A 25,597-nucleotide genomic window follows, 5' to 3' on the forward strand; every position below is an offset into this window, starting at 1 on the left:
CTATTCTTCAGCGCTGGCAGAGGTCCACGCGTCAGACTGCGCCTCCACGATGGAGACGAGGTTGCCCATCGCGACATTCATGTCGATGAGGTGCAGGCCCCAGTCGCGAAGCACATTGTTGCCAACGACCACGTCACCCAGAATATCATCGGCGCGCGGATCGCTTGGATCACCGTCGACGGTCACCTCGAGATAAGTGTGCCCGTCGGTCTCGACGCATTCGGCAGACAACATGCCCGGCATAGCCGCATAAGGCGTCGTGATCGACTGCCCCTCTACGAAGGACGCATTCTCGATCCCGAAGAAGCCAGACTGCGATAGACGCGCATCCAGTTCACCATCGTCGCCTGACAGCTCAGCCGGGTTCACGCAGACCGCCCGCTGACCGTCCGGCCCCATATTCCCGAAGCGGCTATCTTCCGGCGGCGGGAAATCAGAGCGGAAGCTGACATAGCCAATGACACATCCTGTCTGATCGCCGCTCTCACACAGAGGAAATGTGCCGACATTGCCGGTATCGGCGTCAGCATACATCGTGTAGCCGATCGGCATCGCCGAGACGATCAGGTCTTCGCTATCCGATCCGATGACTTCCTCACGCAGAAGGCGCTCGACCATGCGCGCGCCCTGCGAGTGCCCGACAAGGACAACGCCGCGCCCGTCATTTTCGGTTTCGAGATATGTGTTCCACGCATCGACCACATCACCAAAGCCGAGCTCTGGGTCTGCAGTGAACTCAGCGCCGCCCATCATGCTCTGAAGGTGGGTCAGCGTGACCTGGCGGTAGACCGGCGCGAACAGGCGGCATGTCTCGCCAAATGCGCCAAACTGCGAGGCGGCAACGCGCTTCTCCTCCGGCCCGGCATAGAGGTCACTGTTCGGCGTCGAGTCGAAGGAAATCGTCGGATAGACATAGAAACAGTCGATGGGCGGGGCCTCTGCAGGCTCAAACGCCATCTCTTCAAGCGTACCATCGGCGTTGACGACCGTGTAGCTAAGGTCTTCGGAACAGGCGTCATCTTCCTTGCCCGGGTGACAGAGCCAGTTTGACATATCGCCATAGTCAGCCTGCTCGACCGTTTGCGCCGTATCCTCAACCGCATCGGCGTCGCTCTCGCTCGCCTCGGCGACGTCATCTGCGGCCTGTTCTGGCGAAGCGCTTTCCTCTGCACCGCCACATGCGGCCAGCGTCAGGCCCAACAGTGCGATGACACTCGTCTGGATTTTCATCAATCAGCTCTCCCTCTAGCTATCTTTTCCCTTGAGTAACCCCGCCCATCGATTTCGAATAGTTCAAATCGGGCAAATTCTTTTTCAACCTCTCTGCGCTAGCCCTCGACTGCCTGCTGATCCCGCAGGGCTAGAGCTCAGGACCGCGCTTGACCGAAATCAGGACGATCATTCCCGGCGACCTTCCAGGCGTCATGGACCTTGTTGCGAAGGTCGATTTTCCATGGCGCAGTCATGCCGGCTGGCATTGGGCGCTGTTCGAAAACCCGCAGCAGGGCGACATTCCGGCCGGCTTCGTCGCCGTGAAGGAAGGCCGCGTTGTCGCTATGGTGGGCCTGCAGGCACGCGATTTCGTCTTGAACAATGAGCCCGTTAGGACGGCGACGGGCCACACCTTTATTGCTGGGCCAGAAGGGCGTGGCAGCGGCGCACGGCTGGCCAAACGCGCGATCACCTATCCCGGCCTGGCATCGGTCTATTCACTAAACAACAATGCGACCTCCGCAGGCCTCTACAAGAAGCTAGGCATGAAAGCCTGGCTGGGCGATGGCGCCCGCAACCGGATTGAATGGCCAGTCAGGCCTGCCGCAATGGGCACGGGTCTCGCCTTCTCTCGCATGGCGCGCTCTAACCGTATATACGATGCACTTTCGGCGCGCGAATGGTTCGCTGTGAAGCAAAAGCCGCTCGCAGACCATTCGCGTGAGCTTCTGCAGGCAGGCGACTGGCTCGACCCATCTGCCACAGATCACGCGCGCGAAATCAATTCCTTCGACGCAGACTTGCGCGCCAGTCGCCCAGCCTTGCCAGTCCGTAGCGCGGCCTTCTACGATTATCTGCTATCCGATCCCGACGCGCCCGGCCGTAGTGTCCTGCTCGCAACCCGGGAGGGTCCGAAAATCGCAGGACTGATGCTCGTCATCCTCAGCAAACCGAACGCTTTTGAACCTGCCGGCCTGGACATTATTGATCTGGAGCTTGCCCCCGGCGTGCCGCATGCCGCCACGGTTGCGCAACTCATCCGATCAGCGCGCAAGATCGCGCGAGCCGCGGGTGCCGCACGGCTTCGTCTTCCCTTCTCGGATCGCTTCAGCGCGCCAGACCTCAAAGGCACCGGCCTGCGCCTCCATCGCCGCTTCTCCTACGACCCCGCCCACGCCTCATTCGCTGATCAGGAGGGCGCGTTTGCCCGGAACTGGGTGCCAACAGGGTATGAGGGCGACTTCCACTTTGCCCTGCGGGTGGCGCCTCAGCGCGCGCCCAGATAGGTCCAGCCGCGCAGCAGGACTTCAAGCGGGCCGCGCGAAAACCTGATGCGCCAGAGGCTGGCCACCGCGATCGAACCGAAGCCGACCACCAAAGCGATGGCGATAGACACGAAAGCCCCAACCTCGTCGTAGAGTCCCAGCCCGTAATTATTGAAGATGAGCGAGAAGAGCACGCTCTGCAGGATATAGGCCGTCAGAGATGCGGTCCCGCCGCGCGCGAGGAAGATCTTGATACGCCCTTCTGGCTTTTCCGCCCACTTCGCGATGAGCCCCAGATAGCCCGCCGTCGAGAATGGGCTGAACAAAGTGATCACAGTCATGCCTGCCAGCATGTCCACGCTCATCATTCCGCTACCTGATGACGCCATCAGCCATCCGCCCCAGACGCTACCAGCAACGCCAATGGGCAGGAAAAACCGCCTGAGCGTTTTCCAGATTGGCTTGCGCGGATCGGAAATCGCCTCATAGCGAACAGCCGCGAGGCCGAAGACAAAGAACGACATCGCGCCGATGCCCTGCATGAACAGGCCGCCCACAAGCACCATCGACCAATCGACGAAGCGCTGGACCGAGGCATCTGCAAAGCTACCCTCCCCGAACGCCTGACGCGCAGCATCTGCCGCTGCGGCGCTCGTCTCCATTTCCGCGGCCATCTGCTCGGGCGCAAAGGTCGCCCCCATCCAGAAGAAGCCTAGCCCCAGAAGAACGATCAGGAATTGCACCGCATATAGACCAATACCCCAGCGGATGAGCGTTTTCGCGCTCGACTTTCTGAACAGGAACAGAAAGCAGCCAAGGATCGCGTAGATCACCAGAATATCGCCCTGGAATGCCAATGCGACGTGGAGCAGGCCCAGTATCAGCAAGCCAAGTATCCGGCGCCAGTATCGGCCCGCAAAGCCGACGCTCCGGCGCTCTGCCGCCATCATCTGATAGGCGAAGCCAACACCGAACATGAAAGAGAAGAGTGTGTAGGATTTGAGCAGGAAAAGGGAATTCACCCCGAAATAGGCCCACTGGTCGGCCCCTTGCAGGTCCGTATAGCCCGTCATCATTGGATGAGAGAAAATGGCGACATTGACCAGCGCGATGCCGATCAACGCGAAAGCGCGCGCCAGATCAGGGAAGATTTCCCGTCCGGCCGCCCGAGTTTCTTCCAGATAAGTCATGCGTCACCCTCCCCCAAGGTCGAGGAGAGTATGCCTCAATACTTCGGAATTGCGAACCTAGATCGCCGACAGCAGGCTTTCGAACATGCCGCGGCCATCATCGCCGCCCTCATGCCCGCCGATTGCGCGCTCCGGGTGTGGCATCAGGCCAAGGACGCGGCCATTTTCCGACAGGACGCCGGCAATATCGCGCGCAGAGCCATTCGGATTGCCATTGTAGCGGAAGGCAACGCGTCCCTCGCCTTCCAGGCGGTCCAGAGTCTCTTCGTCGGCGACATAGTTACCGTCATGGTGCGCAATCGGGATCGTGATCTCGGCGCGGTCGCCATAGGCACTTGTGAAGGCCGAATTGCTGGTCTCGATGCGAAGCGGCTGCGGCCGGCACACGAAATCGAGGCCCGCATTACGCAACAGCGCGCCGGGCAGAAGCTGCGTTTCTGTCAGCACCTGGAACCCGTTGCAGACACCAAGGACATAGCCGCCCCGGTCTGCATGACGGCGCAGGCCTTCGATGACCGGAGAGTTCGCCGCCATCGCGCCGCAGCGAAGATAGTCGCCATAGGAAAACCCGCCAGGCACGACCACCAGGTCGAGGTCCTCAGGCAGCTCGCCATCCTTGTGCCACACCATCGCTGGCGGCGTACCCATGACCTCTGTCAGGGCCGTCTGGGCGTCGCGGTCACAATTCGATCCGGGAAAGACAATCACAGCGCTTTTCATGGCGCTCCCTTTAGCAGGATTGCGACCTCGTTGGGAACCAAAGATGTCGGTGGGATTTAATTAGCAGGTCTGGTCGGGAGGTCCGGCCCGGCTGTTATGGATTATCCGAAGAAGGAAATCGAAAATGAAGAAGATCGCACTCTCTCTCGCTGCCCTGATGACGCTGGGCACCCTCGCTGCCTGCAACACCGTTGAAGGCGTTGGCGAAGACGTCGAAGCAACTGGCGAAGCCGTTAGCGGCGCAGCTCAGGGCGCTGAAAGCGAAACCTGATCTTTGATGATCAGAGCGCGTCAGCAGCACGCCTGCTGACGCGCCTGTCTGGAAGCTCATGGCCGGCTCTGGCATAAGGGGCAGGTCATGAGCTTTCGCGTATCTGCCTTCTATAAATTTGTCCCCTTCGCTGACCCCGAAGCGATTCGCGCCGATATCGCAGCGCGCTTCGAGACGCTTGGTATTCGCGGCACGGTCCTGGTTGCGGCTGAAGGCCTGAACGGTACGATCGCTGCCGAGGGCGACGCGCTCGATGAGGCCATGTCATTTCTTTGCGCGCTTCCCGGTTGCGACACTCTCGAACACAAGGAAAGCCACGCCGAGACGATGCCCTTCTGGCGCCTGAAAGTGCGCCTCAAGCAGGAAATCGTCACCATGGGCGTGCCGGGCACGGACCCGAATAACCTCGTCGGCACTTATGTGGACCCGGAAGACTGGAACGCGCTCATCACCGACCCTGACACGGTGCTGATCGATACGCGCAATGATTATGAGTACGGCATCGGCACGTTCGAAGGCGCGATCGACCCGAACACCGCGACCTTCCGCGAATTCCCTGACTGGTTCCGCGACTTCCGCGCAAAGCTGGAAGCCGAAGGCCGCAAGCCGAAAGTCGCCATGTTCTGCACCGGCGGCATCCGCTGTGAAAAGGCGACCAGCTTCGTGAAGTCCGAAGGCCTTGATGAGGTATTCCACCTCAAGGGCGGCATCCTGAAATATCTCGAAACTGTCCCGCAGGCCGAAAGTAAATGGCAGGGTGAGTGTTTCGTATTCGACCAGCGCGTCTCGGTCGGTCACGGTCTCGAAATCGGCGATTATGAACTCTGCCACGGTTGCAAGCGCCCGGTCAGTGAGGCTGAGCGCCGCGATCCCCGCTATGAGGAAGGCATCTGCTGCCCGACCTGCCACGACACCGTCACCGATGAGCAACGCGCCCGTTTCGCCGAGCGCCAAAAGCAGGTCGAACTCGCGAAGAAGCGCGGCGAAACGCATATCGGGCGCAAGAAAGCAAAACCGGCCAACACCGACGCGTCATGACGCTTCCGGTCCTCTATTCTTTCCGCCGCTGCCCCTATGCCATGCGCGCCCGGCTCGCCATTCAGTCCGCCAGGCTTGAATGCCGCCTGCGCGAAGTAGTCCTGCGTGACAAGCCGCAGGAGATGCTGGACGCCTCCCCGAAAGGGACCGTGCCGGTGCTCGTGATGCAGGACGGCACCGTCATCGACGAAAGCCTCGATGTCATGTTGCATGCGCTTGGGCAGAACGACCCCGAAGGCTGGCTGTCCCCTGATGAAGGTAGCCGGGCCGAGATGATGGACCTGATCGCCGCTTGCGACGGCCCGTTCAAGCATCACCTCGACCGCTACAAATACGCCAATCGCTATGAAGACGAAGGCGCTGTGTCTGAAGACCACCGCAAGGCTGGTTCAGCCTTTCTGGAGACGCTGGACGCGCGCCTATCGTCGCGCACGCAGCTTTTCGGTCAGCGCGTCTCGCTCGCTGACATGGCCGTGATGCCGTTCATCCGGCAGTTCGCAAATACAGACCAGGCCTGGTTCGACGCATCGCCCTACCCGGCCCTGAAAGCCTGGCTCGCCGCGCACCTTGCCAGTTCGCGCTTCAAATCCATCATGCCAAAATTCGACCAGTGGAAGCCCGGCGACGAAGAACCCGTCTTTCCATCTGCTCCTTAAACCAAACAGCCCGGTTTTCCGCCTTCCCAGCGAAAGCTGGGACCCATGGCGGTTGAGCACGAACGTCCCAGCCGCCATAGACCCCACCTTTCGGTGGGGACACGGAAAATACTTCCAGATTTCTGTTAACCCGCCAGCGACTTGCGCACAGCGTCCAGAGCGGCTTCGGCCTTGTCGCCATCGGGGCCACCAGCCTGCGCCATGTCTGCGCGCCCGCCGCCGCCCTTGCCGCCGACCTCGGCTGCAGCAACGCGTACGAGGTCAACCGCAGAGACCTTGTCGGTCAGGTCATCTGTCACACCGACCGCGACCGCCGCCTTGCCTTCATTGACGCCAATAAAGACAGCAATGCCTGAGCCGAGCTTGCCCTTGGCTTCGTCGACAAGACCGCGAAGATCCTTGCCGCCAACACCATCAGCGACACGGGCGATCAGCTTGAAGCCTCCGATCTCTTCCGGACCAGATGGCGCGGCGCCGCCGCCCCCACCCATGGCGAGCTTGCGCTTGGTTTCAGCCAGCTCGCGCTCCAGATTGCGGCGCTCTTCCATCAGGCTGCCAACCTTCCGGCTGACATCTTTCAGCGGCACCCTCAGCGTATCGGAAAGGTCGAGCGCCACCTGCGCACGGCCCTTCAGGAAGGCGAGCGCTTCAGCGCCCGTGGCCGCCTCGATCCGGCGAACACCGGCAGAAACACCGCCCTCTGACGTGATGACGAAGGCAGCAATATCGCCCGTGCGCGCGACATGGGTGCCGCCGCAAAGCTCAACCGAATAAGGCCGCTTTTCATCGGTGAGTGGCTGCCCCATCGAAAGAACACGGACTTCGTCGCCATACTTCTCGCCGAAAAGGGCGAGCGCTCCGGCCTCGATCGCCTTGTCTGGCGCCATGGTCTGGATGCGGGCCTCGTCATTCTGGCGAATGACGGCGTTGACCTCATCCTCGATCGCCTCGATCTCCGCAGCGCTGAGCGCCCCGCCATGTGAGAAGTCAAAGCGCAGGCGGTCTTCCTCAACGAGGGAGCCTTTCTGCGTGACATGCGCCCCGAGTACATTGCGAAGCGCGGCATGGAGAAGGTGCGTAGCAGAGTGATTGGCGCGAATGCGCTGGCGGCGCGCCGCATTGGCAACGAGTTCAGCCTTGTCACCAAGTTTGACGCTGCCGCCGGTCAGTTCACCGACATGAACATGCAGATCACCTGCGCGCTTCTGGACATCGCGCACGATGAACCGGGCGCCAGAAGCGAAGTGAATTTCACCATGATCACCAGCCTGGCCGCCGCTTTCGGCGTAGAAAGGCGTGCGATCGAAGACGAGTTCGCAGTCGCCCGGGGCGACTTCATCGCGCATCTCGCCATCAGCGACGATGGCTTTCAAGACGCCCTCGTCGCTTGTCCCGGCATAGCCGAGGAAGCTGGTCGCGCCGATCTTGTCGCGCACGCGGAACCAGACCGCTTGAGACGCGGTGTCGCCAGACCCCGACCAGGCCTCACGGGCGGCTTTCTTCTGTTCAGCCATAGCCGTGTCGAAGCCTGCCTGATCGACGCTCATGCCGCGGCCGCGCAGGATGTCGGCGGTCAGGTCAATCGGGAAGCCATAGGTGTCGTAGAGGCGGAATGCGGTCTCGCCGGAAAGCTCTGCGCCTTCGCCAAGTCCGTCAGTGGCCTCATCCAGCAGCGCAAGGCCGCGGCCCAGAGTGCGCTGGAAACGGGCCTCTTCCTGCTCGAGCGCTGCTTCGATAGCAGGCTGCGCGCGCCCAAGCTCTGGATAAGCCTCGCCCATTTCAGAAGTCAGCGCGCCGACAAGCTTGTGCATCATCGGTTCGCGCGCGCCAAGGATATGGCCGTGGCGCATGGCGCGGCGCATGATACGGCGAAGCACATACCCCCGTCCTTCATTCGACGGGGTCACGCCATCGGCGATCAGGAAGGCGGAGGTGCGAAGGTGGTCGGCGATGACACGGAAGGAAGCGAGCTGGTCGCCCGTCGCCTTTGCCTTGTAGACCTCTTCTTCGGCCGCAATCAGCGCCTGGAAGAGATCAATCTCGTAATTGTTATGAACGCCCTGCAGGACGGCGGCCATGCGCTCAAGGCCCATGCCGGTATCGATGGAAGGCTTTGGCAGGTCCTTGCGGGTGCCATTGGCTTCCTGCTCATACTGCATGAAGACCAGATTCCAGATCTCGATGAACCGGTCGCCATCTTCATCCGGTGAACCTGGAGGGCCGCCCGGGATCTTGTCGCCATGGTCGAAGAAGATCTCAGAGCATGGACCGCAAGGCCCCGTGTCGCCCATCGACCAGAAATTGTCCGAGGTCGAAATCGGTATGATCCGGTCGTCAGAAAGCCCTGCGACCTTCTTCCAGATCTGCGCGGCTTCCTTGTCTTCTGAATAGACAGTTACGAGCAGGCGGTCCTTCGAGAGACCGAATTCCTTTGTCACCAGCTCCCAAGCAAACGCGATCGCATCGTCCTTGAAATAATCGCCAAACGAGAAGTTGCCGAGCATCTCGAAGAAGGTGTGGTGGCGGGCCGTATAGCCGACATTGTCGAGGTCATTGTGCTTGCCGCCAGCGCGCACGCACTTCTGAGAGGTCGCGGCGCGCGGTGCAAACGGGGTCTCGGCGCCGGTAAAGATGTTCTTGAACGGCACCATGCCGGCATTCACGAACAGGAGGGTCGGATCATTGTCCGGCACCAGCGGCGCGGACGGCTTGCGGGTGTGCCCCTGCCGCTCGAAATAGGAGAGGAATGTTTCTCGAAGCTCGTTGACGCTCGTCATCTTCTCGTCTGGCCCGTCCTTGCAGCTTGCCCAAATTCAAGCGCCCGGCCGAATGTCAGCCGGGCGCTTCCTGTTTTTGATATAAAGGCTTGAGCGAGGCCCGCCAAGAAGCAGCCACGCCGCAGGCTCAGTTCACTGCAGCGCGCCGGTCCGGGTACCGCCTCAGCCAGCCTTCGCCTCATCGTCGTCATCCTTGCTCGCTTCGAGCTCTGCCTCTTCTTCAGCAGACAGCATCACATCAGAGAGAAGGCCCGACTGGCGGCGGATTTCATGCTCGATCTCATCGGCAATATCCGGATTGTCCTTGAGAAACTGGCGGGTCTTCTCGCGGCCCTGACCAATGCGTTCTTCCTTGTAGGAATACCAGGAGCCCGCCTTCTCGACGACTTCGCATTTGACGCCAAGGTCAATGAGTTCACCCGTCTTGGAGATGCCTTCGCCATAGAGAATGTCGAACTCCACCTGCCGGAAGGGCGGGGCCACCTTGTTCTTCACCACCTTGACGCGGGTCTGGTTGCCGATGGTTTCCTCACGGTCCTTGATCGCACCGATGCGGCGGATGTCGAGGCGGACAGAAGCGTAGAATTTCAGGGCGTTACCGCCGCTGGTCGTCTCCGGGCTACCGAACATCACACCGATCTTCATGCGGATCTGGTTGATGAAGATGACCATACATTTCGACTTGGAGATCGAGGCGGTCAGCTTGCGTAGTGCCTGGCTCATCAGGCGTGCCTGAAGGCCCGGCAGCGAATCGCCCATCTCGCCTTCGATTTCAGCGCGCGGGGTCAGCGCGGCCACAGAGTCGATGACCAGAAGGTCAACCGCGCCAGAGCGCACCAGCGTATCTGCAATCTCGAGCGCCTGCTCACCGGTATCCGGCTGGGAGACGAGCAGGTCATCAAGATCAACGCCGAGCTTGGCGGCATAGGTCGGGTCCAGCGCGTGCTCTGCGTCCACGAAGGCGCAGACGCCGCCATCCTTCTGGGCTTCTGCGATCGCATGCAGCGAGAGCGTCGTCTTACCAGAGCTTTCAGGGCCATAGATTTCAATGATGCGGCCCTTTGGCAGGCCGCCAATACCGAGAGCGATATCGAGGCCGAGCGAACCGGTCGACACCGCTTCGATGTCGAGCGACTTCTGATCGCCGAGCCGCATGACCGAGCCCTTGCCGAAAGAGCGCTCAATATTGGAGAGAGCTGTCTCGAGTGCCTTTTGCTTGTCCACGCCGGATTCCTTGTCCACGAGTTGCAGATTGCCGCGTTTGGCCATGTTCAGTCTCCTCATATATGGCCCGGCTTTGCAAGGCCGGCGTTCCTGTCAGAGCGCAGTCTGTACCACACTTGTTCACGAGAACAAAACAAAAACTTCGAAGCTCATCCAGACGCTTGCCGAAGGCGGTGCATCCCGCCTAGTGTCTGGACCTGATCAAGCAGAGCGGCATTGCCACGCATATGATATCGATTCGACATCCTCGTCGCGGGCTTCTCCTCAGCCTCGCAGCGCTCCCCGCGCTTGGACTGCCCATGACAGCGAGTGCGCAGCAGGATGAGGGCGCGCCGCCGACGACACTGCCCTTCGAGCCAACCGTGCCATCTGCCCCGCCCGGCTATGAGCCACAGCCAGCAAGACCGGACAGTCGCCCTTCTAATACACGGCAGACCACGCCGCAGCCAAGCGTTCAGGCAGAGCCTGCCCCGCCGCCCGGCGACCCGCTCTGCTATGAGATCGGCCCCTATATCCGCGAAGGCGCGAGCGCCTCACGCTTTGCCGCGCTTAGCCCGTCGACCGCTTCAGGCTCTGCCATTGGCAGCTTTCCCGCGGGCGACGCCCTCAGTGAGCTGGGCGCAAGCGACTGCGCCGTCGTCATACCAGGCGCAGCGCCTTTCAGCGTCGCCTCGCCCTATAATCAGGTGACCTGCACGCTGCAGATCGACCAGTCGGATGAGGCGAGCCTCGACTCCATGCGCCAGCGCCGCGACGAGTTGAAGGACCGGATCGCCGCCTGCCCCGCCGTCGCCGAATGGCAGGCAGAGCTGGTCGACACGCCGGGCGAGCGTAATGGCGCGCTCATCTCTGACCAGGTGTTCAGCCACCCGAATGTGAACGTCGAAATGGTCGTGCGCGCGCAGCAGCGAAACAAGCTCGGCCAGTGGCCTGACGATTATATCCGCACGCTGTCGCTTATCCTGCGCACCCCCAATCCAGATGCTCCGCCGCCGCCAGAAGAGCCGACGCCGGAAGACGCAGGCGCGCAGTAAGCGGGGGACGCGTCAAAAGCTGACAAGGCGCCCTTTCCAAGCCCCCGCCTTCGTCCCATTATATCGCCCATGCTGACACGAAACGGACAATCAGGCGGCGAAGCCAGGCTTCATTATCTCGATGGTGATATCGAAGTCGTTGAGCCGGGAGATTACGTGACCTGCGCGGTAACTGGCCGGAAAATCCCGATTGCGGCCCTGCGCTACTGGAGCGTCGATCATCAGGAAGCCTACGTCGATGCGGCAGCTGCGGCCTCGCGGATGGTTGAAGGCAAAGGCACTGCATGAAGCGGGCGGCCTGTCTTGGATTGATCGCCTCGGCTGGGCTTTTCGCCCTGCCCGCACTAGCTGAAACGTCACCTCTCTCCTGCTCTGGCGCGGCCAAGCAGGGCGGCCTTCTTGTCTGTACCGGCCCGTCCGACACGTCTGTCCGCGTCGCTGGCGAGGATGGCAGCGGCGCCCGCGAAGTTCGCACAAATGCAGACGGCGTTGTGACGGTGGGCCTGACCCGCACCGAAGCGAGCCCGCTGATCCTGACGCCAGCAGGCGGCGCGCCGATCTCGGTCGATATCGCGCCGCGCAGCGATGATTTCCGTCTTCTTCGCGGGCTGGATTGCGACAAGGTCGATGCCCGCACGCCGGAGCAGCTCGCCGAAGTCGAGGAAAGCTGGCTGAAGAAGAGAGACGCCTTCGAAACCTTCAATGATGGCCCCGGCGCCAGTCTCGGCTTCAAGCGGCCTGCAGAAGGACGCGCCTCCTCGCCCTTCGGGCCAGAGCGCAAATATACCGGCACCGGCGCGGACGGTGAAACCTGCGAGAAGGTATCCGTCCATCAGGGCTATGACATTGCAACGCCGATTGGCACGCCCATCATCGCGCCGGCACCGGGCACGGTAATCCTCGGCGACCCGGACCTCTACTACGAAGGCGGCGCGGTCTTCCTCGATCATGGACAAGGCCTCGTCTCTGTCTTCATGCACATGTCGAAAGTCGACGTGAGCGCTGGCGACGAAGTCGAAGCTGGCGAGCAGATCGGGCTTTCCGGCAATACCGGCCGCACCACCGGCCCCCACCTCCACTGGGCAGTAAAATGGAGAAATCAGGCAACCCTAAACCGGGATGAGGATTTCTACATTGACCCGGCGCTTCTTCTGGCGCTGGAGCCGCAGTAGGAGAATCCACATGGCACAGTCGAAAAATGCCGTCGTGACAGGCGGTGCCTCCGGTATGGGACTGGAGATGGCGCGGCATATTGTTGAGCGCGGCGGCAAGGTCCTTATCGCAGACATGGACAGGGATGCCCTCGCGCTCGCTGCCAGTGACCTTGGCGAGGCGGCCTTCACATTTGAAACCGATGTCTCGCGCGAATCCAATGTCGAAGCGATGGCCGACGAGGCATTCGAGAAACTGGGACGCGTTGATCTCGTCTTTGCGAATGCCGGTCTGCAGTTCGATGCCCCGCTTCTGGAGGCAACGCCGCAGGAGTTCGACTTTCAGTACGGCACCAATGTCAAAGGCAGCTGGATGACCGCGAAGGCCTTCGCCAATCGCTGGATCGAGCGCGGCGAACAAGGCCGCATCTGCTTTACCGGATCAGAGCACAGCCTCGGTTTCCAGCACGATGGCGCGGGGCTCTATACCGGCACCAAGCACGCCATTCTTGGTCTCGCCGACGTCATGCGCCGCGAGATGCCCGAAGCCGTCGGTATCAGCGTTTTCTGCCCGGGCCTCGTGAATACAGGCTTCTATGCCAGCCGCGAAAAGGCCGGACTGGAGGAAGACAATGAAGCGCTTCGGACAGGTGAGAAGCTGATGGCCAGAGGCATGCCTGCCCACAAGGCCGCTGGCGCCGCGGTTGAAGGGGCCATGATGGGCGAGTGGCTGATCATGACCCACGCGGTCGCCCGCGAAGGCGCGAAGGAGCGCTGGGACGAAATCGAGGATGCCTTCCATCGACAGGCACCGCCCGGCTCTGACGACGCAAACTACAAGGTCACGGAGCTGAAGGCACAGATCGAGTCCGAAGACCCACCGCCGCAATAAGCGCGAAAATTTTGTCCGCGAGTCGGAACACGAGGCGGCTGGGCTAGTTGCTTGGGTCACAGATCCAGAAAGGAAAACCCATGTCCACTGACACGTTCGCAATGACCAAAGTCGTCGGCACGTCCAAAACCAGCATTGAGGAAGCGATCAATGGCGCGCTGAAAAGCGCGAGCAAGACGATCCGCAACATGGACTGGTTCCACGTGACCGAGACCCGCGGCTATATCGAGAACGGCCAGGTCGCTTACTATCAGGTCTGTATCGAGATCGGCTTCAAATACGAAGACTAGGTCTCCCGACCGAATTTGATTGCCTCCCTCAGGGCGCAGGTTCATCCTGCGAGCAACCTTGAGGGAGGTTTTTCATGAAAAGAATACTGGCGACAGCCATTCTGCTTGCGCTTTCAGGCCATGCACATGCCCATGACGGGCCGCAACATTCCGAACATCACGCGGCCACCCCGCCGCCCGGCTCCAACGAAAAGCTACGCTCACCCATCGCATCTGCTGACGGGCTGGAAGTGCTGATTTCCGATGTCGTGATCCCGCCTAACGCCACCGTTCCCCGCCATTATCATCCCGGCGAGGAGTTTCTGTACGTGATTTCCGGTTCAGCCGTGCACGTTCAGGACGGCCAAGACGATATCGAGCTGGTGGCTGGCGATTCCTACGTCATCCCGCCGCGAGCCGCCCATTCGCCGCGCGGCGGCCCGGACGGCGCGCGCGCCATCGTCTTCCGCGTCCACCGCGACGGGATGCCAGAGCGTATCCTTCTGGAAGACGGCGAGACGCCGCCTCCGGAAGAAAACTAAGGCCTGTCAGGGCTTCAGCAACGTCGAGCCGATCGTCTTGCCGCTCTCGATGGCGCGGTGTGCCTCGGCAGCATCTTCGAGCGCGAAGGTCTGGCCGATCTGCGCCTTGAGCGTGCCAGCGCGCATGGCACCGAACAGGGCGGCTGCGCCGCGCTTGAGGCCCGCTTCGTCGGCAACGAAGTGGAAGAGGCCGGGCCGGGTCATCACAAGCGACCCGCGGCGGTTCAGCTCGCCCGGGGCCAGCGGCTCGACCGCGCCTGAGGCATTGCCATAGGTGACGAACCAGCCCCGGCTTTTCAGGCTGTCCAGCGACGCCTTGGCAGAGTCCTTGCCGACGCTGTCATAGGCGACATCGACGCCCTTGCCGTCGGTGAGCGCACGCACGCGGCTCGCCACATCGTCGCTCGACATGATGACCTCTGCAGCGCCTGACTTCTTCGCAAGCTCGGCCTTTTCATCGCTTGACGTTACCGCGATCACGCGCACGCCCATCGAGGTCGCCCAAGGCACCAGCAGCGATCCAACCCCGCCGACAGGGGCCCAGACGAGCGCCGTCTCACCGGGCTGTGGGCGGTAGACTTCAAAGAGCAGCATCCAGGCGGTCAGGCCTTTCAGAACTACAGCTGCGCCCTCGTCCTCGCTGATGCCGTCCGGCAGTTTCAGCATGCGCGAGGCAGGGCCGGTAAAATGCGTCGCATAGGTGCCCTGGCCGAGGTAGGTGACGCGGTCGCCGACCTTCAGCGTCTCGACGCCTTCACCGACTGTCTCCACGACGCCAGCACCTTCCTGTCCGGGTGTGAAAGGCAGCTTGGCCGGATAGAGGCCGGTGCGGAAATAGGTGTCGATGAAGTTGAGACCCGCCGCCGACTGGCGCACCAGAACCTCGCCGGGCCCTGGCTCTCGCGGCTCCATTTGTGTCTTTTTCAACACGTCCGGACCGCCAAGTTCGCTCATCTGAATGCAATATGCGCCGCTCATGAAGAAATCCTCCCGGAATCGTGGTCTTGTTCTCTTGATGAGGGACATAGCGATGATCTGCGGCGTTGACGAGGCCGGACGCGGACCATGGGCCGGGCCGGTGACGGCTGGCGCAGTCATTCTGGACCCGAGACAGCCCATTGAGGGGCTGACAGATTCCAAGAAAATGACAGAGGCCGCGCGCGAGGCGCTTTACCCCGAGATCAAGGTCAAGGCAGTCGCGTTCGGCATTGGCTGGGCAAGCCCGGCAGAGGTCGACCAGCTCAACATCCGCGAAGCGACCTTCCTCGCCATGACGCGGGCGATCGCCATTATGGGGCTCGTCCCTCGCGAGCTCATCATTGATGGCAATTGTATGCCGAAAGAGCTGCCCTGCCCGGCCCGCGCCATCGTGAAGGGTGACCTCACCGAACCTGCAATCTCAGCCGCTTCGATCCTTGCCAAGGTCGCCCGCGACCGGGCGATGGCCGAGCTTTGCCACCGGTATCCGGGCTATGGCTTCAGCAAGCATAAAGGCTATGGCACGGCCGCCCACGCCGAAGCGCTTGAGGCACTCGGCCCCTGCGGCTGCCATCGCAAGAGCTTCGCGCCCGTCGCTCGCGCGCTGAAAGCGGCCTGAACAGCCCTCCCCCGACGCCACGTTACCCCTCGTGAACGGCCTGATTTGCGCCTAGTATGGGCCCAAACAGAAAAGTTCATCGGAGGAACGTCACACTATGGGCGATAGCATCTATAATCTCGGCGATATGCTCGACGCCGTTGGCGCAGAGCTTGGTGAGGAACACCCTGCCCTCATTCACGGCGAGCGGGTCATAAGCTGGCCGGAAATGACGAAGCGCTCGAACAATCTTGCGCGGGAGCTGCGCGCGATGGGCGTCGAAAGCGGCGACAAGGCCGGCTTCTATCTCCGCAATCAGCCTGAATACATGGAAGCGCTGGTCGCCTGCTTCAAAGGCCGCTTCACCCATGTGAACGTCAATTATCGCTATCTCGACGATGAGCTGACCTATATTTTCGACAATTCGGACTCCGCCGTCGTCTTTTTCGACCGCGAGTTCCGCGAGCATGTCGAGCGCGTGCGTGACCGCCTGCCGAAGGTGAAGGTCTGGGTCGAGATTGGCGGCGATGGCTCCGACACGCCGGACTTCGCGGTCGATTATGAAACGCTTGCTGCCAAGGGCGATGGCAAGCCGCTCGATATCGAGCGCTCCGACGATGATCTTATCTTCCTCTATACCGGAGGTACGACCGGCATGCCGAAGGGCGTGATGTGGAGCCACAAGATCTGGCGCGAGAGCTCTCGCGAGTCGATGATCAAGATCTATGGCTCGGCGCCCGAGACGATGGCCGAGCACATTGCCTGGACGCATGAGGCCGGCAAACATTCGCGCCAGCTACCTGCCTGCCCTCTCATGCACGGCACCGGCCTGTTCACCGCGATGGGCTCCATCATCGCCGGTGGGTGTATCGTGACGCTTGAGAACACCAAGACGTTCGACCCGGAAGAGCTCTGGTCCACGGTCGACCGGCGGGGCGTCACAGCGATGGCGATTGTGGGTGATGCCTTTGCGAAGCCGATGCTCCGCGTCCTCAACGAGAACCCTGGAAAATATAACCTTTCTTCGGTCGCGACCATCACGAGCTCTGGTGTGATGTGGTCGATGGAGGTCAAGCGTGGCCTGATCGAGCACATGCCGCAAGTTGCCCTGATGGACAGCTTCGGCGCGTCTGAAGCTGTCGGTTTCGGCATGTCGGTGACCACGATCGAAGGCACGCAGAAGACTGCCCGCTTCGAGCTTGGCGACAATTGCAAGGTCTTCACCGAAGACCGGCGCGAGGTGAAACCCGGCTCTGGCGAGCCCGGCTTTATCGCCCGCGGCGGCGCCGTTCCGCTCGGCTATTACAAGGACCCTGAGAAGACCAAGAAGACCTATTGGGAGGTCGATGGCGTTCGCTATGCCGTGCCAGGTGACTGGTGCACGGTCGAGGAGGACGGCACGATCACGCTTCTTGGACGCGGCTCCAACTGTATCAATTCGGCGGGTGAGAAGATCTACCCCGAAGAGGTCGAAGAAGCCCTGAAGAATCATGACGCTGTGCGCGATGCGCTGGTCGTCGGCCTTGCCGATGAGAAGTGGGGCCAAGCGGTGACGGCGGTCGTCGAGCTCAATGACGGCGCCTCTGTCGATGAAGACACGCTGCGCGCCTTCGTCCAGACACAGCTCGCCCGCTACAAGGCGCCAAAGCGTATCCTGTTCAAGGACAGCCTTGGCCGCGCGCCAAATGGCAAAGCGGACTACAAGTCGATCAAGTCGTTCGCGATGGACAGCCTCGGCGTGTCTGCCTGAGGTTTCGCACGAATGAATTATCCGACCGGGTGAGGCGTTTTCATCCGGTCGGATAGTCGGCTGTTTTCATGGTGCACTGACGGTGTACTGGCGGTGTTTTTGCCGGTGCAGCGATCTACCCATCCGAGCCGCGCGGTGAGACCGGTCGCGGACGATTCGCCCGCTTCCCGAGCTTCGGCCCGTCTATGCCTGCAACCGCAGCGCCACCTTCAGACCGCATGTCTTCTTGTGGCAGAGTAGCGACCTCGATTGCGGCAGTCAGGCGAGTTGGCAGGGGAGCGCCCAACCCTCGTCTTGAAATCGCCGTTTCTCTGTGGTGATAGCTTCGATGAGTGGAGTTTGAGGGGACGATCATGAAGCGCGTGCTGATCTGGGGCTTATTTTTCGCTTTGGCAGGTCTGGCAGCCGCTGCCGGCTGGTTTGTGACGCAGCCAAAGACGACCATGCATCATCCCGATTTCGGCAATGACTGCGTCGACCTCGTCGACGAGGCGACAGAGAACGCCGTCGACTGCGTCCGCGTCTTTTTCGGCACCAATCGAACGGTCGTGACCGATGGCGCAGCGCCGGGCAAGGATGACGAAGTTGATACGAAGGACGTCGTCGCAGAGGATAGCGAAACCTTGGCCCTTGGCCGGGCTGATATCTGGCTACCGAAGCTGATCGAGGAAGGCGGTTCACGCGAGCGCGGCGAGACGCCTTTCCTGAAAGGCGAAGCCCCTGAAGAGCCAAGCGAGCTTGCCAAATTCGCGCTCATTACCCGCATCACGGCGGCCGGGCAGGAACGCTTTCTGACCCAGCTCGATGACGCGCTGATCGACCGCGATTCCTACTCGCTTCTCCTCTTCGTGCATGGCTTCAACACGCCGTTTGAGGATGCGCTGATCCGGTCGGCCCAGCTCTCGACCGACCTGTCGCGCCGCGATGTCTTTGATGTCGGTGTGCCGGTGCTGTTCAGCTGGCCATCTGCGGGCAATGTCTCGCTTGACGATTATCAGGGCGACCGTGACCGCTCTCTGGCGTCGGCGGCCTATCTTGAGCAATTCCTCGAGCTGCTGACCGCCAATGCCGATGTCGACCGGATCAATATTGTCGCCCATTCGATGGGCAACCGGGTGCTGACGCAGGCGCTGGAGGATTTCGCCGCCGATTATCTCGAAACGCATGGCGAGAGCGGTATCGAATTCCGGATCATCCTGGTCGCCGCCGATGTGGACCGCGAGATCTTCGACGCGACGGCCGGCATCATCGACAATATGCGCGCCAACATCACGATCTACACCTCTGACGCGGACAAGGCGCTGCAGGTCTCAAACATCGTGAACCAGAAGATGCGCCTTGGCGATACCGACACCAACCGGCCCTATATTCGCGAGAATGAGTTCTATCAGACGGTCGATGCGACGGGCGTTGCGACCGAGCTGTTCGGCCTTGGCCACAACTATTATTCCGACAATCCCTTCATCCTTGGCGACATGCTGTGCGCCATGGCGGAAGCCAACCCCGAAGCGCGCGCGCTGGAGCGGCTTCGCTATGCAGGCACGCCGGATGGGCTCGAATATTTCCGGGTACGCCCGGATATCGAGCCCGGTTATGAGGAATGCTCGCTCTACCGCGATGCCTTCCCGCTGACGGATGTGTCACAGGCGCCGGAGATGGATGAGCCGGCGCCAATGGCGCCGCCGCCGCCGCCATCGCCTGTCTCGCCTCCACCACCGCCACCTCCGCCGCCGCCACCTCCGCCGGGGTCGATGGATACAGATAGCATGCCTGAGCCAAGCGCCCGCAGCGTTGAACCGGGCGCGCCCGAAGACGAGACCATCACCTATCTGGTCGAGGACCGCGCGAGCTTTCGTCCCGCCGATTTCTCAGGTGAGCTGATGCTGGCCTTGGCCCGCGGTGAACCGGTCGAGGTGCGCGTTGACACCTATACCGACACGCTGCTGGCAGAGGATGACAGCCGCGCGATGACAGAACTCTGGGCCGCTGAGGTGCGTGAGCTTCTTGTCCTGCTCGATGTCGACCCGTCGATCATCACCGTGACAGCACATGGCGAAGATGACCTTGCCGTTGAGACTGAAGACGGCGTTGACGAGCTTCAGAACCGGCGTGTCGTGGTGACCGTGGTGTATGAATAGGGGCGGGTCTGACAACCGACGGCCCAGCGACATTCAAGGTTGACCACCTCCCGACCAGCGTTACCAACAAGGCTGGTAGAGGGGACATGATATGAAGAAGCTGAAGCTGTTTCTGGTCGCTTTGGTGATCTCGGCGCTGCCGACACCGATGCTCGCGCAGGCACCGAGCGCTTCGGTCTGTCACCCTGCCCTCGACAGGACGCTTGATATCCACACGCTGCGTCTTCACGTGCTTGGATCGATGAGCGCGGAGAAGCTGGCCCCTCAGCTCGATCCGGGTAATGGCAGCGTCACGGCAGAAACAGTGAGGACCGCCTACGCACTCTATGTCGTCAACAATCTCGGCGTTGAGCGGCTTCTGGAAGTTGCGGGCGCGCCAAATGTTCACGGCGTGGTCCGGGTTCTGGCCAATTGCGTCGCGGCTGAAGGCGGCACCCCGGCGATGGATTGTGGCCTGCCCCCGAACTCCAACCTGTTCCGCAGGTCGCAGACCTTTTCGCAAGAGCGAAACTGGGCACGGGCCGCGATGAAAACATCCTTCGACCCGGCCTACGGCCCTGAGACTGTCGAGTTTCTGGCGGCAAACCTGGGCAGTTGCGTACTGGAGCCAGGCCGCCTCAAATCCGATGCTGAGGTGGCAGCCGACGCCTATGCGGCGACGCAGGCCCCACGACCAGTTGAAGAGTGCTGGCAGGTTGCCGGGACGATCCAGTCCTTCATCGACAATCCGGGCTATTCATACTCATCGTCGGGCATGTCCTATGAACGCAGCGCCAGCGCGAGCGAGCGCGACTGGCTGTCGAAATGGAAAACCAGGGTCGCGAACGGCAATCCGCAATGCGTTGCCGATTACCCGAAGCGCATACTCACCCTCTCCCGGCAGATTCAACGCCAGCGCCAGTCAGCCGCCGCCGCAGAAGAGAAACGCTATCGCCTCAGCCGGGCCAATCAGGGCCCTTCAGCGGAAGAAATCTTCCAGCGCTGGGATACAATGAACTCAGCCTACAGACGCTGCATCGAGCTTTATGGCGATTGCCGGTGGGTGGAGGAGTAGAGAACGCAGTTTCGCCCCCTCCGCCCTGCCGTCCTTCGACAGGCTCAGGATGAGGGGCGGAGGGGGAGCTGAACATGCGTGACGGCGCGAAGACGAAACTAGCCCGTTCGATGCGCAAAGCCCCGACCTCAGCGGAAGCGAAACTATGGACCAGGTTGCGCAGGCGCCAGATCGCCGACTGCCGGTTCAGGCGCCAGCATCCGGTTGGGCCGTTTGTCGCTGACTTCGCCTGTGTTGAACGCAAAGTGATTGTAGAGGTCGATGGCGCGACGCATTCGACGGAGGCCGAATGGGCATATGACCGGAAACGGACAGAACTACTGGAAGCAGAAGGCTGGAAGATCGTGCGGGCGAGCAATGTCGAGGTCTATGGGAATTTGGATGGTGTGCTGGAGGCGATCAGGCTTGCCTTGATTGAGAGGTAGTCGCCCCCTCCGCCTGCCGGCACCTCCCCCGTCCACGGGGGAGGATGACTTATCGCGACGTCTCGTATCTTCTTCCTCCCCCGCCTGCGGGGGAGGTGCCCGGCAGGGCGGAGGGGGCCTGACGCCATTGGATGACGTAGTGGTGGGTCTGTGGCATAGACGCCTACATGGCTGACGATGTGATGACGGGGATGGTCCCGCCGCTTTTTGCTGATGTGCCGAAAAGCGTGTCCTTCAAGAAATTGCGCAAGCGGATTGTGCGTAGCGCGCTGCAGGCGGTTGACCAGTATGGCATGGTCGACCGCGCCCGCACGGGGGAGCCGCCGAAATGGCTGGTCTGCCTGTCAGGCGGCAAGGACAGCTATGGCCTGCTGGCCGCACTGATCGATTTGAAATGGCAAGGCGCGCTTCCGGTGGAGCTGATTGCCTGTAATCTTGATCAGGGTCAGCCCGGTTTCCCAAAACACGTCCTGCCAGAATGGCTGGACAAGGTCGGCGTCAAATACCGGATCGAGACCGAAGACACCTATTCCATCGTGACCGAAAAAGTGCCGGAGAACCGGACTTTCTGTTCGATGTGTTCGCGCCTTCGCCGGGGCATTCTCTACCGCATTGCGCGCGAGGAAGGCTGCGAGGCGATCGTGCTCGGCCATCACCGCGACGATGCGCTTGAGACCTTCATGATGAACCTCATCCATGGGGGCCGGATGGCAGCGATGCCGCCAAAGCTGCTCAATGATGCGGGCGATCTTTTCGTGCTGCGCCCGCTGATCACTTGCGCTGAGGACGACCTTGCGAAGTTTGCCGAGGCGATGGAATTTCCGATCATCCCTTGCAACCTCTGTGGGTCGCAGGACGGACTGCAGCGTCAGGCGATGAAGGCGATGCTGGATGAGTGGGAGCGCAAGAAGCCGGGCGTGCGGCAGGTCATGGCGCATGCGCTGGCGACCGTGCGGCCGAGCCACCTACACGACCCGCGCGTCTTTGACTTTGCGGGCCTCGCTTTGGGCGGCACCGGCGAAGACGACCCGAACGTGCCTTTCTAAGTCATCATCATTCCGACCTTAATTGGCCGCGGACCATTCAGCGCTCATTTCGTACGGAATGAATATCTCTAGTTCCAAAGGCCCCGATGGCTGGGTGATCACACGCGACTCCAGCCCCGATACCGTGACCTTGCCTGCGCCCATCTGACTCTGAAGCTGTTCGACCGAGGCGATGATGTCGGCGAGCAGCGCGTCTCGCCGCGTTCCCATATTACGAGCCCCAATAAATTGCTCGCTTCCCAGATAAGCTTCGGCGCGGCCCTCTGGCCTAACACTGTCTAGAAAATCATTGGCGCGCGCCATGACATCGTCAAAAGTCTCGTCCGCCGCGACATCGACACTGAGCGTCAGCGTAAAGCTGGCCCTATTGCCGTAAAGGGAGAAGACATCGGTGAACTTCACCGACTCGATTGGTGCCGAGGTTTCGCCGATGTCGCCGCCGCTCAATTCGAACCCGCTCGTGGCGGCAGCCTTGGCAATCAGGCGGTCGTATGAGGTTTTTAGCTCCTGTTCGCGTTCTTCGGCATCACGGGAGCCACTTTGGAAGTTTACTTCAACAAGCACAAAATCAGCCGGTATCACGCTGTAGATCGCTGGAGCTGACCGCAAGTCATCAACATCAATCTGCGACGCGGTAACTGTAACGGTCTGCTGGCGGATATCTTGCGCGCGAGCTTCCGGAATAGTGAGGGCCAGGCCAGCCAGCGCCGAGAGGATGACAAGTTTCATGCTGCACCTTCTATCTGAAGGTGCAGACTGGCCCTGTATCAGTCTGCAAGCAAGAGCGATCTGAGGCGTCATCCGACCTCCGGCTGGTCGAGTTCACTATACAGGCGGAGATATCCTCAAATCCGGCACCGAAGACGCGCTAGATGCGGGAAGCGCGTCTTCGACTTTGCGGGGCTCGCGCTGGGCGGCACCGGCGAAGACGACCCGAACGTGCCGTTCTGAACTCCACAGGTTGCGGAACCTGACAGCGCCACTCGCATTGCGTTCACAACGCAACATATGGGGCAAGTGGTTTGGACTCTTTCATTTCGACCTGGCATGAGGCCGCCGTCACGACGGCTGGCCTCTTCTGGATGGCGCTGTGGGCGTTCGGGCTCGGCTATCTGATTTCATCGATGATCCAGGTCTTCGTAACGCGCGAGCGGATGAAACAGACCATGGGCGGCGAAGGCGCAAAGCCCATCGCGCTCGGCACGTTTTTCGGCTTTATTTCAAGCTCCTGCTCGTTTGCGGCGCTGGCGACGACACGCTCTCTCTTTGCCAAGGGGGCCGGATTTGTCGCGTCGCTGGCTTTTCTCCTCGCCTCGACCAATCTCGTCATCGAGCTTGGGATCATCATTGCCGTCTTCCTCGGCTGGCAGTTCGTGGTCGGCGAATATGTCGGCGGCATCCTGCTGATCCTCTTTACCTGGATGATCGTGCGACTGACCGGCGGGTTTGGCCTGATCGACAAGGCGCGCGAGAAGGCGCGTGAGGCGGAAGGATCAGACGAAGAGAGCGACGTGCCTAATTGGAAGCGGCTGATCAAGAGCCGCGAGGGCTGGCGCAAGGTTTCGCACCGCTATGTCATGGAATGGGGCATGGTGTGGAAGGATGTGACGGTCGGGTTTACCGTGGCTGGCATCATCGCCGCCTTTGTGCCGCGTGCTTTCTTTGAAACGCTTTTCATTGGGTCGGGCACCGACGACCCAGCCTTCTGGCAGGTGCTGGCGCAGACGATTGTGGGGCCGCTGGCGGCCTTTTTCACCTTCATTGGCTCCATGGGGAATATCCCGCTCGCGGCCGTGCTGTTCTCCAATGGCGTCGCCTTTGCGGGCATCATGGCCTTTATCTTTTCAGACCTTGTGGTCCTGCCGGTGCTGCGCATACAGGCAAAGTTCTATGGCTGGCCTATGGCGCTCTATATCGCGAGCGTATTCCTCGCCGCGCTGGTCGGCACCGCGCTGGTGCTGCACTATGCGCTGAGTGCATTCGGCCTGTTGCCGGACCCATCGGGCGTGCAGGCGGTGACGGACCGGGAGTTCTTCAAGGTCGACTACACGCTGTTCCTGAACCTCGCCTTCCTGGCGCTATCCGGGGTTTTCCTCTGGTGGAAAGGCGTGACCGCGGGCTTTGGCAACCCGGTCGGTGAAGGCGTGACGGAGAAGATCCTCTTCGTACTCGCCGTGATTGCCTATCTCTGGCTCGCAGGCGGGCTGGTCATCGCGCCGATGCTGGCAGGTTAGTCGCCCGCCCAGCCGAACACGTCTTCCAGCCCGACCCCGAAGACCCGGGAGATCCGGAAGGCGCTTTCGAGCGAGGGGGAGTAGCGCCCCTGCTCTATCGCAATGATGGTCTGGCGGGTGACGCCGATCGCTTCGCCGAGGGCGGCCTGTGACATCGCCCCGTGGGCTTCGCGCAGCTCCTTCACCCGGTTTGTGATGGGGGGACGTTTGGCCATCGGCTCAGACCCCGGCGCGGTAATAGACGATGCGGGCGGCGTATTCTGCGATCTGCGAGATCATCAGCACCCCGAAGGCAGCGTGGAAAAGCTGGTTGCCGTCATAGGTGAAGAGATAGATGCCGAGCGCGCTGATCAGGCCAACGCCGAGCACGACGCCCGCGATATTGCCGGCCCGTGCCGCGACGAGCTTGTCACGCTCATCCATCGTATCGTCAGCCTCTGAGGGTTTGCTGAAGGCGATCAGGATGTGGCCGATGATCGACAGAACGACGATCACCACGATGTAGATGATGACCAGCGGCAGGACGGGCGGCGCGAGCTGCTCCATCCCTTCGGACATGGCGGCGACCGTCCTGAAGTAGAAGGCCATGCCGGCGATCATGATGAGCCCCATGACCCAGGCGGATTTTTCGTGAAAAGACATGGTTGAAGTCCTTGGTGGCTGGGTTGGCTCAAACGGCCATCTGGTAGAAGCGGATCTTGGCGCCTGCCTCGAGCAGGGTCGCCGCAAGCTGAATGGCGACAATGGCGTAAAGCGCGTCCCATTTGCTCAAATCGAAGACGAAGATCAGCAGGATGAGGCCGGTCAGCGCGAAACCGTAGAGGTGCATGGTCGGCAGGGCCGCCTTCATGTTGATGATGCGGTCACGCTCATCGCTTGGCGCTTCGGCGTCTTTCGGGTCACGCGCAGCGATGACGATGGCGCCGATGGTCATGAGGATGAACCAGGCGATGTAGGCGATGATGACCGGCCCAGCAGTATCGGCCGGTGAGCCTGCCCCCATCTGGCGGACATACCAGTAGCCGAGCGCGGCAAGCGTCAGTGCCGTGGCGACGACAATAATCCAGTTGAACTTTTCCCTGAAAGACATGACAGCCTTCCTTCCGTGTCAAAAATATCTGACACGACAGGTA

27 protein-coding genes are annotated in these 25,597 nt (G+C 61.2%); 17 read left to right on the forward strand and 10 right to left on the reverse strand.

Going from position 1 to position 25,597, the window contains the following annotated elements:
- Positions 1–1,230 carry a DUF3089 domain-containing protein gene (locus KUV46_02295; protein QYJ01234.1) on the reverse strand — a complete coding sequence of 410 codons (1,230 nt, stop codon included), beginning with the start codon at positions 1,228–1,230 and terminating at the stop codon, positions 1–3.
- A gap of 149 nt (positions 1,231–1,379) precedes the next feature.
- Here KUV46_02295 and KUV46_02300 point away from each other — a divergent pair, with 149 nt between their 5' ends.
- A complete protein-coding gene (locus KUV46_02300; GenBank protein QYJ01235.1) occupies positions 1,380–2,498 on the forward strand; it encodes a GNAT family N-acetyltransferase in 1,119 nt (372 codons plus the stop codon).
- Here KUV46_02300 and KUV46_02305 read toward each other — a convergent pair.
- Both KUV46_02305 and purQ read right to left on the reverse strand, forming a co-directional pair.
- On the reverse strand, positions 2,480–3,667 hold the full coding sequence (locus KUV46_02305) for a DUF418 domain-containing protein (GenBank protein QYJ01236.1): 1,188 nt from the start codon (positions 3,665–3,667) through the stop codon (positions 2,480–2,482). The genes KUV46_02300 and KUV46_02305 overlap by 19 nt on opposite strands.
- Positions 3,668–3,724: 57 nt before the next feature.
- Positions 3,725–4,387, reverse strand: coding sequence for a phosphoribosylformylglycinamidine synthase subunit PurQ (gene purQ, locus KUV46_02310; GenBank protein ID QYJ01237.1), 663 nt, complete (start codon positions 4,385–4,387; stop codon positions 3,725–3,727).
- A 124-nt stretch (positions 4,388–4,511) separates the two neighbouring features.
- Here purQ and KUV46_02315 point away from each other — a divergent pair, with 124 nt between their 5' ends.
- The 3 genes from KUV46_02315 to KUV46_02325 all read left to right on the forward strand — a co-directional run bounded on the left by KUV46_02315 (position 4,512) and on the right by KUV46_02325 (position 6,352).
- Positions 4,512–4,658 (forward strand): entericidin A/B family lipoprotein, encoded by a 147-nt coding sequence (locus KUV46_02315; protein ID QYJ01238.1) that lies wholly within the window; start codon positions 4,512–4,514, stop codon positions 4,656–4,658.
- A gap of 87 nt (positions 4,659–4,745) precedes the next feature.
- Entirely contained in the window at positions 4,746–5,696 is a 951-nt protein-coding gene (locus KUV46_02320; GenBank protein ID QYJ01239.1) for a rhodanese-related sulfurtransferase, read from the forward strand.
- Complete coding sequence (locus tag KUV46_02325) at positions 5,693–6,352, forward strand: glutathione S-transferase (protein QYJ01240.1); 660 nt, start codon at positions 5,693–5,695, stop codon at positions 6,350–6,352. The genes KUV46_02320 and KUV46_02325 overlap by 4 nt, the downstream gene beginning before the upstream one ends.
- Positions 6,353–6,477: 125 nt before the next feature.
- On the opposite strand, the gene alaS is transcribed toward KUV46_02325, so the two are convergent.
- The gene (alaS, locus tag KUV46_02330) at positions 6,478–9,129 is read right to left on the reverse strand and encodes an alanine--tRNA ligase (protein ID QYJ01241.1); all 2,652 of its coding nucleotides are present in this window, start codon (positions 9,127–9,129) and stop codon (positions 6,478–6,480) included.
- A gap of 162 nt (positions 9,130–9,291) precedes the next feature.
- A complete protein-coding gene (recA, locus tag KUV46_02335) occupies positions 9,292–10,398 on the reverse strand; it encodes a recombinase RecA (GenBank protein QYJ01242.1) in 1,107 nt (368 codons plus the stop codon).
- Positions 10,399–10,652: 254 nt separating this feature from the next.
- Between recA and KUV46_02340 the strand changes: the two genes are divergently transcribed.
- The 6 genes from KUV46_02340 (at position 10,653) to KUV46_02365 (ending at position 14,241) form a co-directional block, all read left to right on the forward strand.
- Positions 10,653–11,387 carry a hypothetical protein gene (locus KUV46_02340; GenBank protein QYJ01243.1) on the forward strand — a complete coding sequence of 245 codons (735 nt, stop codon included), beginning with the start codon at positions 10,653–10,655 and terminating at the stop codon, positions 11,385–11,387.
- Positions 11,388–11,456: 69 nt separating this feature from the next.
- Positions 11,457–11,675 (forward strand): DUF2093 domain-containing protein, encoded by a 219-nt coding sequence (locus KUV46_02345; protein QYJ01244.1) that lies wholly within the window; start codon positions 11,457–11,459, stop codon positions 11,673–11,675.
- On the forward strand, positions 11,672–12,559 hold the full coding sequence (locus tag KUV46_02350; GenBank protein ID QYJ01245.1) for a M23 family metallopeptidase: 888 nt from the start codon (positions 11,672–11,674) through the stop codon (positions 12,557–12,559). Before KUV46_02345 ends, KUV46_02350 begins: the two co-directional genes overlap by 4 nt.
- Positions 12,560–12,569: 10 nt before the next feature.
- A complete protein-coding gene (locus KUV46_02355; GenBank protein ID QYJ01246.1) occupies positions 12,570–13,430 on the forward strand; it encodes an SDR family oxidoreductase in 861 nt (286 codons plus the stop codon).
- Between the two features lie 80 nt (positions 13,431–13,510).
- On the forward strand, positions 13,511–13,720 hold the full coding sequence (locus KUV46_02360) for a dodecin family protein (protein ID QYJ01247.1): 210 nt from the start codon (positions 13,511–13,513) through the stop codon (positions 13,718–13,720).
- A gap of 74 nt (positions 13,721–13,794) precedes the next feature.
- Complete coding sequence (locus KUV46_02365; protein ID QYJ01248.1) at positions 13,795–14,241, forward strand: cupin domain-containing protein; 447 nt, start codon at positions 13,795–13,797, stop codon at positions 14,239–14,241.
- A gap of 6 nt (positions 14,242–14,247) precedes the next feature.
- Here KUV46_02365 and KUV46_02370 read toward each other — a convergent pair whose 3' ends face one another.
- Positions 14,248–15,219, reverse strand: a complete 972-nt coding sequence (locus tag KUV46_02370; GenBank protein ID QYJ01249.1) for a quinone oxidoreductase — start codon at positions 15,217–15,219, stop codon at positions 14,248–14,250.
- Here KUV46_02370 and rnhB point away from each other — a divergent pair.
- The 6 genes from rnhB to ttcA all read left to right on the forward strand — a co-directional run bounded on the left by rnhB (position 15,218) and on the right by ttcA (position 22,230).
- Positions 15,218–15,838 (forward strand): ribonuclease HII, encoded by a 621-nt coding sequence (gene rnhB, locus KUV46_02375; GenBank protein ID QYJ01250.1) that lies wholly within the window; start codon positions 15,218–15,220, stop codon positions 15,836–15,838. The two genes, KUV46_02370 and rnhB, sit on opposite strands and share 2 nt — an antisense overlap.
- 97 nt (positions 15,839–15,935) lie before the next feature.
- Positions 15,936–17,567, forward strand: a complete 1,632-nt coding sequence (locus KUV46_02380) for an acyl-CoA synthetase (GenBank protein ID QYJ01251.1) — start codon at positions 15,936–15,938, stop codon at positions 17,565–17,567.
- Positions 17,568–17,920: 353 nt separating this feature from the next.
- Positions 17,921–19,705, forward strand: a complete 1,785-nt coding sequence (locus KUV46_02385) for an alpha/beta hydrolase (GenBank protein QYJ01252.1) — start codon at positions 17,921–17,923, stop codon at positions 19,703–19,705.
- 91 nt (positions 19,706–19,796) lie between these two features.
- Complete coding sequence (locus KUV46_02390) at positions 19,797–20,759, forward strand: hypothetical protein (GenBank protein ID QYJ01253.1); 963 nt, start codon at positions 19,797–19,799, stop codon at positions 20,757–20,759.
- A gap of 74 nt (positions 20,760–20,833) precedes the next feature.
- Positions 20,834–21,184 carry an endonuclease domain-containing protein gene (locus tag KUV46_02395; protein ID QYJ01254.1) on the forward strand — a complete coding sequence of 117 codons (351 nt, stop codon included), beginning with the start codon at positions 20,834–20,836 and terminating at the stop codon, positions 21,182–21,184.
- A gap of 167 nt (positions 21,185–21,351) precedes the next feature.
- The gene (ttcA, locus tag KUV46_02400) at positions 21,352–22,230 is read left to right on the forward strand and encodes a tRNA 2-thiocytidine(32) synthetase TtcA (GenBank protein QYJ01255.1); all 879 of its coding nucleotides are present in this window, start codon (positions 21,352–21,354) and stop codon (positions 22,228–22,230) included.
- Between the two features lie 18 nt (positions 22,231–22,248).
- Here ttcA and KUV46_02405 read toward each other — a convergent pair whose 3' ends face one another.
- A complete protein-coding gene (locus KUV46_02405) occupies positions 22,249–22,959 on the reverse strand; it encodes a hypothetical protein (protein ID QYJ01256.1) in 711 nt (236 codons plus the stop codon).
- A 293-nt stretch (positions 22,960–23,252) separates the two neighbouring features.
- On the opposite strand from KUV46_02405, the gene KUV46_02410 reads away from it, so the two are divergent.
- Positions 23,253–24,464, forward strand: coding sequence for a permease (locus tag KUV46_02410; protein QYJ01257.1), 1,212 nt, complete (start codon positions 23,253–23,255; stop codon positions 24,462–24,464).
- Here the strand turns inward: KUV46_02410 and KUV46_02415 are convergent.
- From KUV46_02415 to KUV46_02425, 3 genes are read right to left on the reverse strand one after another with little or no spacing between them, the layout of a single operon-like run.
- Positions 24,461–24,679: a helix-turn-helix transcriptional regulator gene (locus tag KUV46_02415; GenBank protein ID QYJ01258.1), complete on the reverse strand. Its 219-nt coding sequence runs from the start codon at positions 24,677–24,679 to the stop codon at positions 24,461–24,463. The two genes, KUV46_02410 and KUV46_02415, sit on opposite strands and share 4 nt — an antisense overlap.
- Positions 24,680–24,683: 4 nt before the next feature.
- Positions 24,684–25,106: a hypothetical protein gene (locus KUV46_02420; GenBank protein ID QYJ01259.1), complete on the reverse strand. Its 423-nt coding sequence runs from the start codon at positions 25,104–25,106 to the stop codon at positions 24,684–24,686.
- A gap of 28 nt (positions 25,107–25,134) precedes the next feature.
- Complete coding sequence (locus KUV46_02425) at positions 25,135–25,554, reverse strand: DUF2178 domain-containing protein (GenBank protein ID QYJ01260.1); 420 nt, start codon at positions 25,552–25,554, stop codon at positions 25,135–25,137.
- Positions 25,555–25,597: the final 43 nt, after the last annotated feature.

Origin of the sequence: Thalassovita mediterranea, assembly GCA_019448215.1 — a bacterium.
Taxonomy (GTDB): Bacteria; Pseudomonadota; Alphaproteobacteria; order Caulobacterales; family Hyphomonadaceae; genus Henriciella.

What these genes read in the sequence shown, in the direction of transcription:
- KUV46_02295 (QYJ01234.1), bottom strand. Translation starts at nt 1,230, where the DNA reads ATGAAAATCCAGACGAGTGTCATCGCACTGTTGGGCCTGACGCTGGCC.
- KUV46_02305 (QYJ01236.1), bottom strand. Translation starts at nt 3,667, where the DNA reads ATGACTTATCTGGAAGAAACTCGGGCGGCCGGACGGGAAATCTTCCCT.
- purQ (QYJ01237.1), bottom strand. Translation starts at nt 4,387, where the DNA reads ATGAAAAGCGCTGTGATTGTCTTTCCCGGATCGAATTGTGACCGCGAC.
- KUV46_02315 (QYJ01238.1), top strand. Translation starts at nt 4,512, where the DNA reads ATGAAGAAGATCGCACTCTCTCTCGCTGCCCTGATGACGCTGGGCACC.
- KUV46_02320 (QYJ01239.1), top strand. Translation starts at nt 4,746, where the DNA reads ATGAGCTTTCGCGTATCTGCCTTCTATAAATTTGTCCCCTTCGCTGAC.
- KUV46_02325 (QYJ01240.1), top strand. Translation starts at nt 5,693, where the DNA reads ATGACGCTTCCGGTCCTCTATTCTTTCCGCCGCTGCCCCTATGCCATG.
- alaS (QYJ01241.1), bottom strand. Translation starts at nt 9,129, where the DNA reads ATGACGAGCGTCAACGAGCTTCGAGAAACATTCCTCTCCTATTTCGAG.
- recA (QYJ01242.1), bottom strand. Translation starts at nt 10,398, where the DNA reads ATGGCCAAACGCGGCAATCTGCAACTCGTGGACAAGGAATCCGGCGTG.
- KUV46_02340 (QYJ01243.1), top strand. Translation starts at nt 10,653, where the DNA reads ATGACAGCGAGTGCGCAGCAGGATGAGGGCGCGCCGCCGACGACACTG.
- KUV46_02345 (QYJ01244.1), top strand. Translation starts at nt 11,457, where the DNA reads ATGCTGACACGAAACGGACAATCAGGCGGCGAAGCCAGGCTTCATTAT.
- KUV46_02350 (QYJ01245.1), top strand. Translation starts at nt 11,672, where the DNA reads ATGAAGCGGGCGGCCTGTCTTGGATTGATCGCCTCGGCTGGGCTTTTC.
- KUV46_02355 (QYJ01246.1), top strand. Translation starts at nt 12,570, where the DNA reads ATGGCACAGTCGAAAAATGCCGTCGTGACAGGCGGTGCCTCCGGTATG.
- KUV46_02360 (QYJ01247.1), top strand. Translation starts at nt 13,511, where the DNA reads ATGTCCACTGACACGTTCGCAATGACCAAAGTCGTCGGCACGTCCAAA.
- KUV46_02365 (QYJ01248.1), top strand. Translation starts at nt 13,795, where the DNA reads ATGAAAAGAATACTGGCGACAGCCATTCTGCTTGCGCTTTCAGGCCAT.
- rnhB (QYJ01250.1), top strand. Translation starts at nt 15,218, where the DNA reads ATGAAGAAATCCTCCCGGAATCGTGGTCTTGTTCTCTTGATGAGGGAC.
- KUV46_02370 (QYJ01249.1), bottom strand. Translation starts at nt 15,219, where the DNA reads ATGAGCGGCGCATATTGCATTCAGATGAGCGAACTTGGCGGTCCGGAC.
- KUV46_02380 (QYJ01251.1), top strand. Translation starts at nt 15,936, where the DNA reads ATGGGCGATAGCATCTATAATCTCGGCGATATGCTCGACGCCGTTGGC.
- KUV46_02385 (QYJ01252.1), top strand. Translation starts at nt 17,921, where the DNA reads ATGAAGCGCGTGCTGATCTGGGGCTTATTTTTCGCTTTGGCAGGTCTG.
- KUV46_02390 (QYJ01253.1), top strand. Translation starts at nt 19,797, where the DNA reads ATGAAGAAGCTGAAGCTGTTTCTGGTCGCTTTGGTGATCTCGGCGCTG.
- KUV46_02395 (QYJ01254.1), top strand. Translation starts at nt 20,834, where the DNA reads ATGCGTGACGGCGCGAAGACGAAACTAGCCCGTTCGATGCGCAAAGCC.
- ttcA (QYJ01255.1), top strand. Translation starts at nt 21,352, where the DNA reads ATGGCTGACGATGTGATGACGGGGATGGTCCCGCCGCTTTTTGCTGAT.
- KUV46_02405 (QYJ01256.1), bottom strand. Translation starts at nt 22,959, where the DNA reads ATGAAACTTGTCATCCTCTCGGCGCTGGCTGGCCTGGCCCTCACTATT.
- KUV46_02415 (QYJ01258.1), bottom strand. Translation starts at nt 24,679, where the DNA reads ATGGCCAAACGTCCCCCCATCACAAACCGGGTGAAGGAGCTGCGCGAA.
- KUV46_02420 (QYJ01259.1), bottom strand. Translation starts at nt 25,106, where the DNA reads ATGTCTTTTCACGAAAAATCCGCCTGGGTCATGGGGCTCATCATGATC.
- KUV46_02425 (QYJ01260.1), bottom strand. Translation starts at nt 25,554, where the DNA reads ATGTCTTTCAGGGAAAAGTTCAACTGGATTATTGTCGTCGCCACGGCA.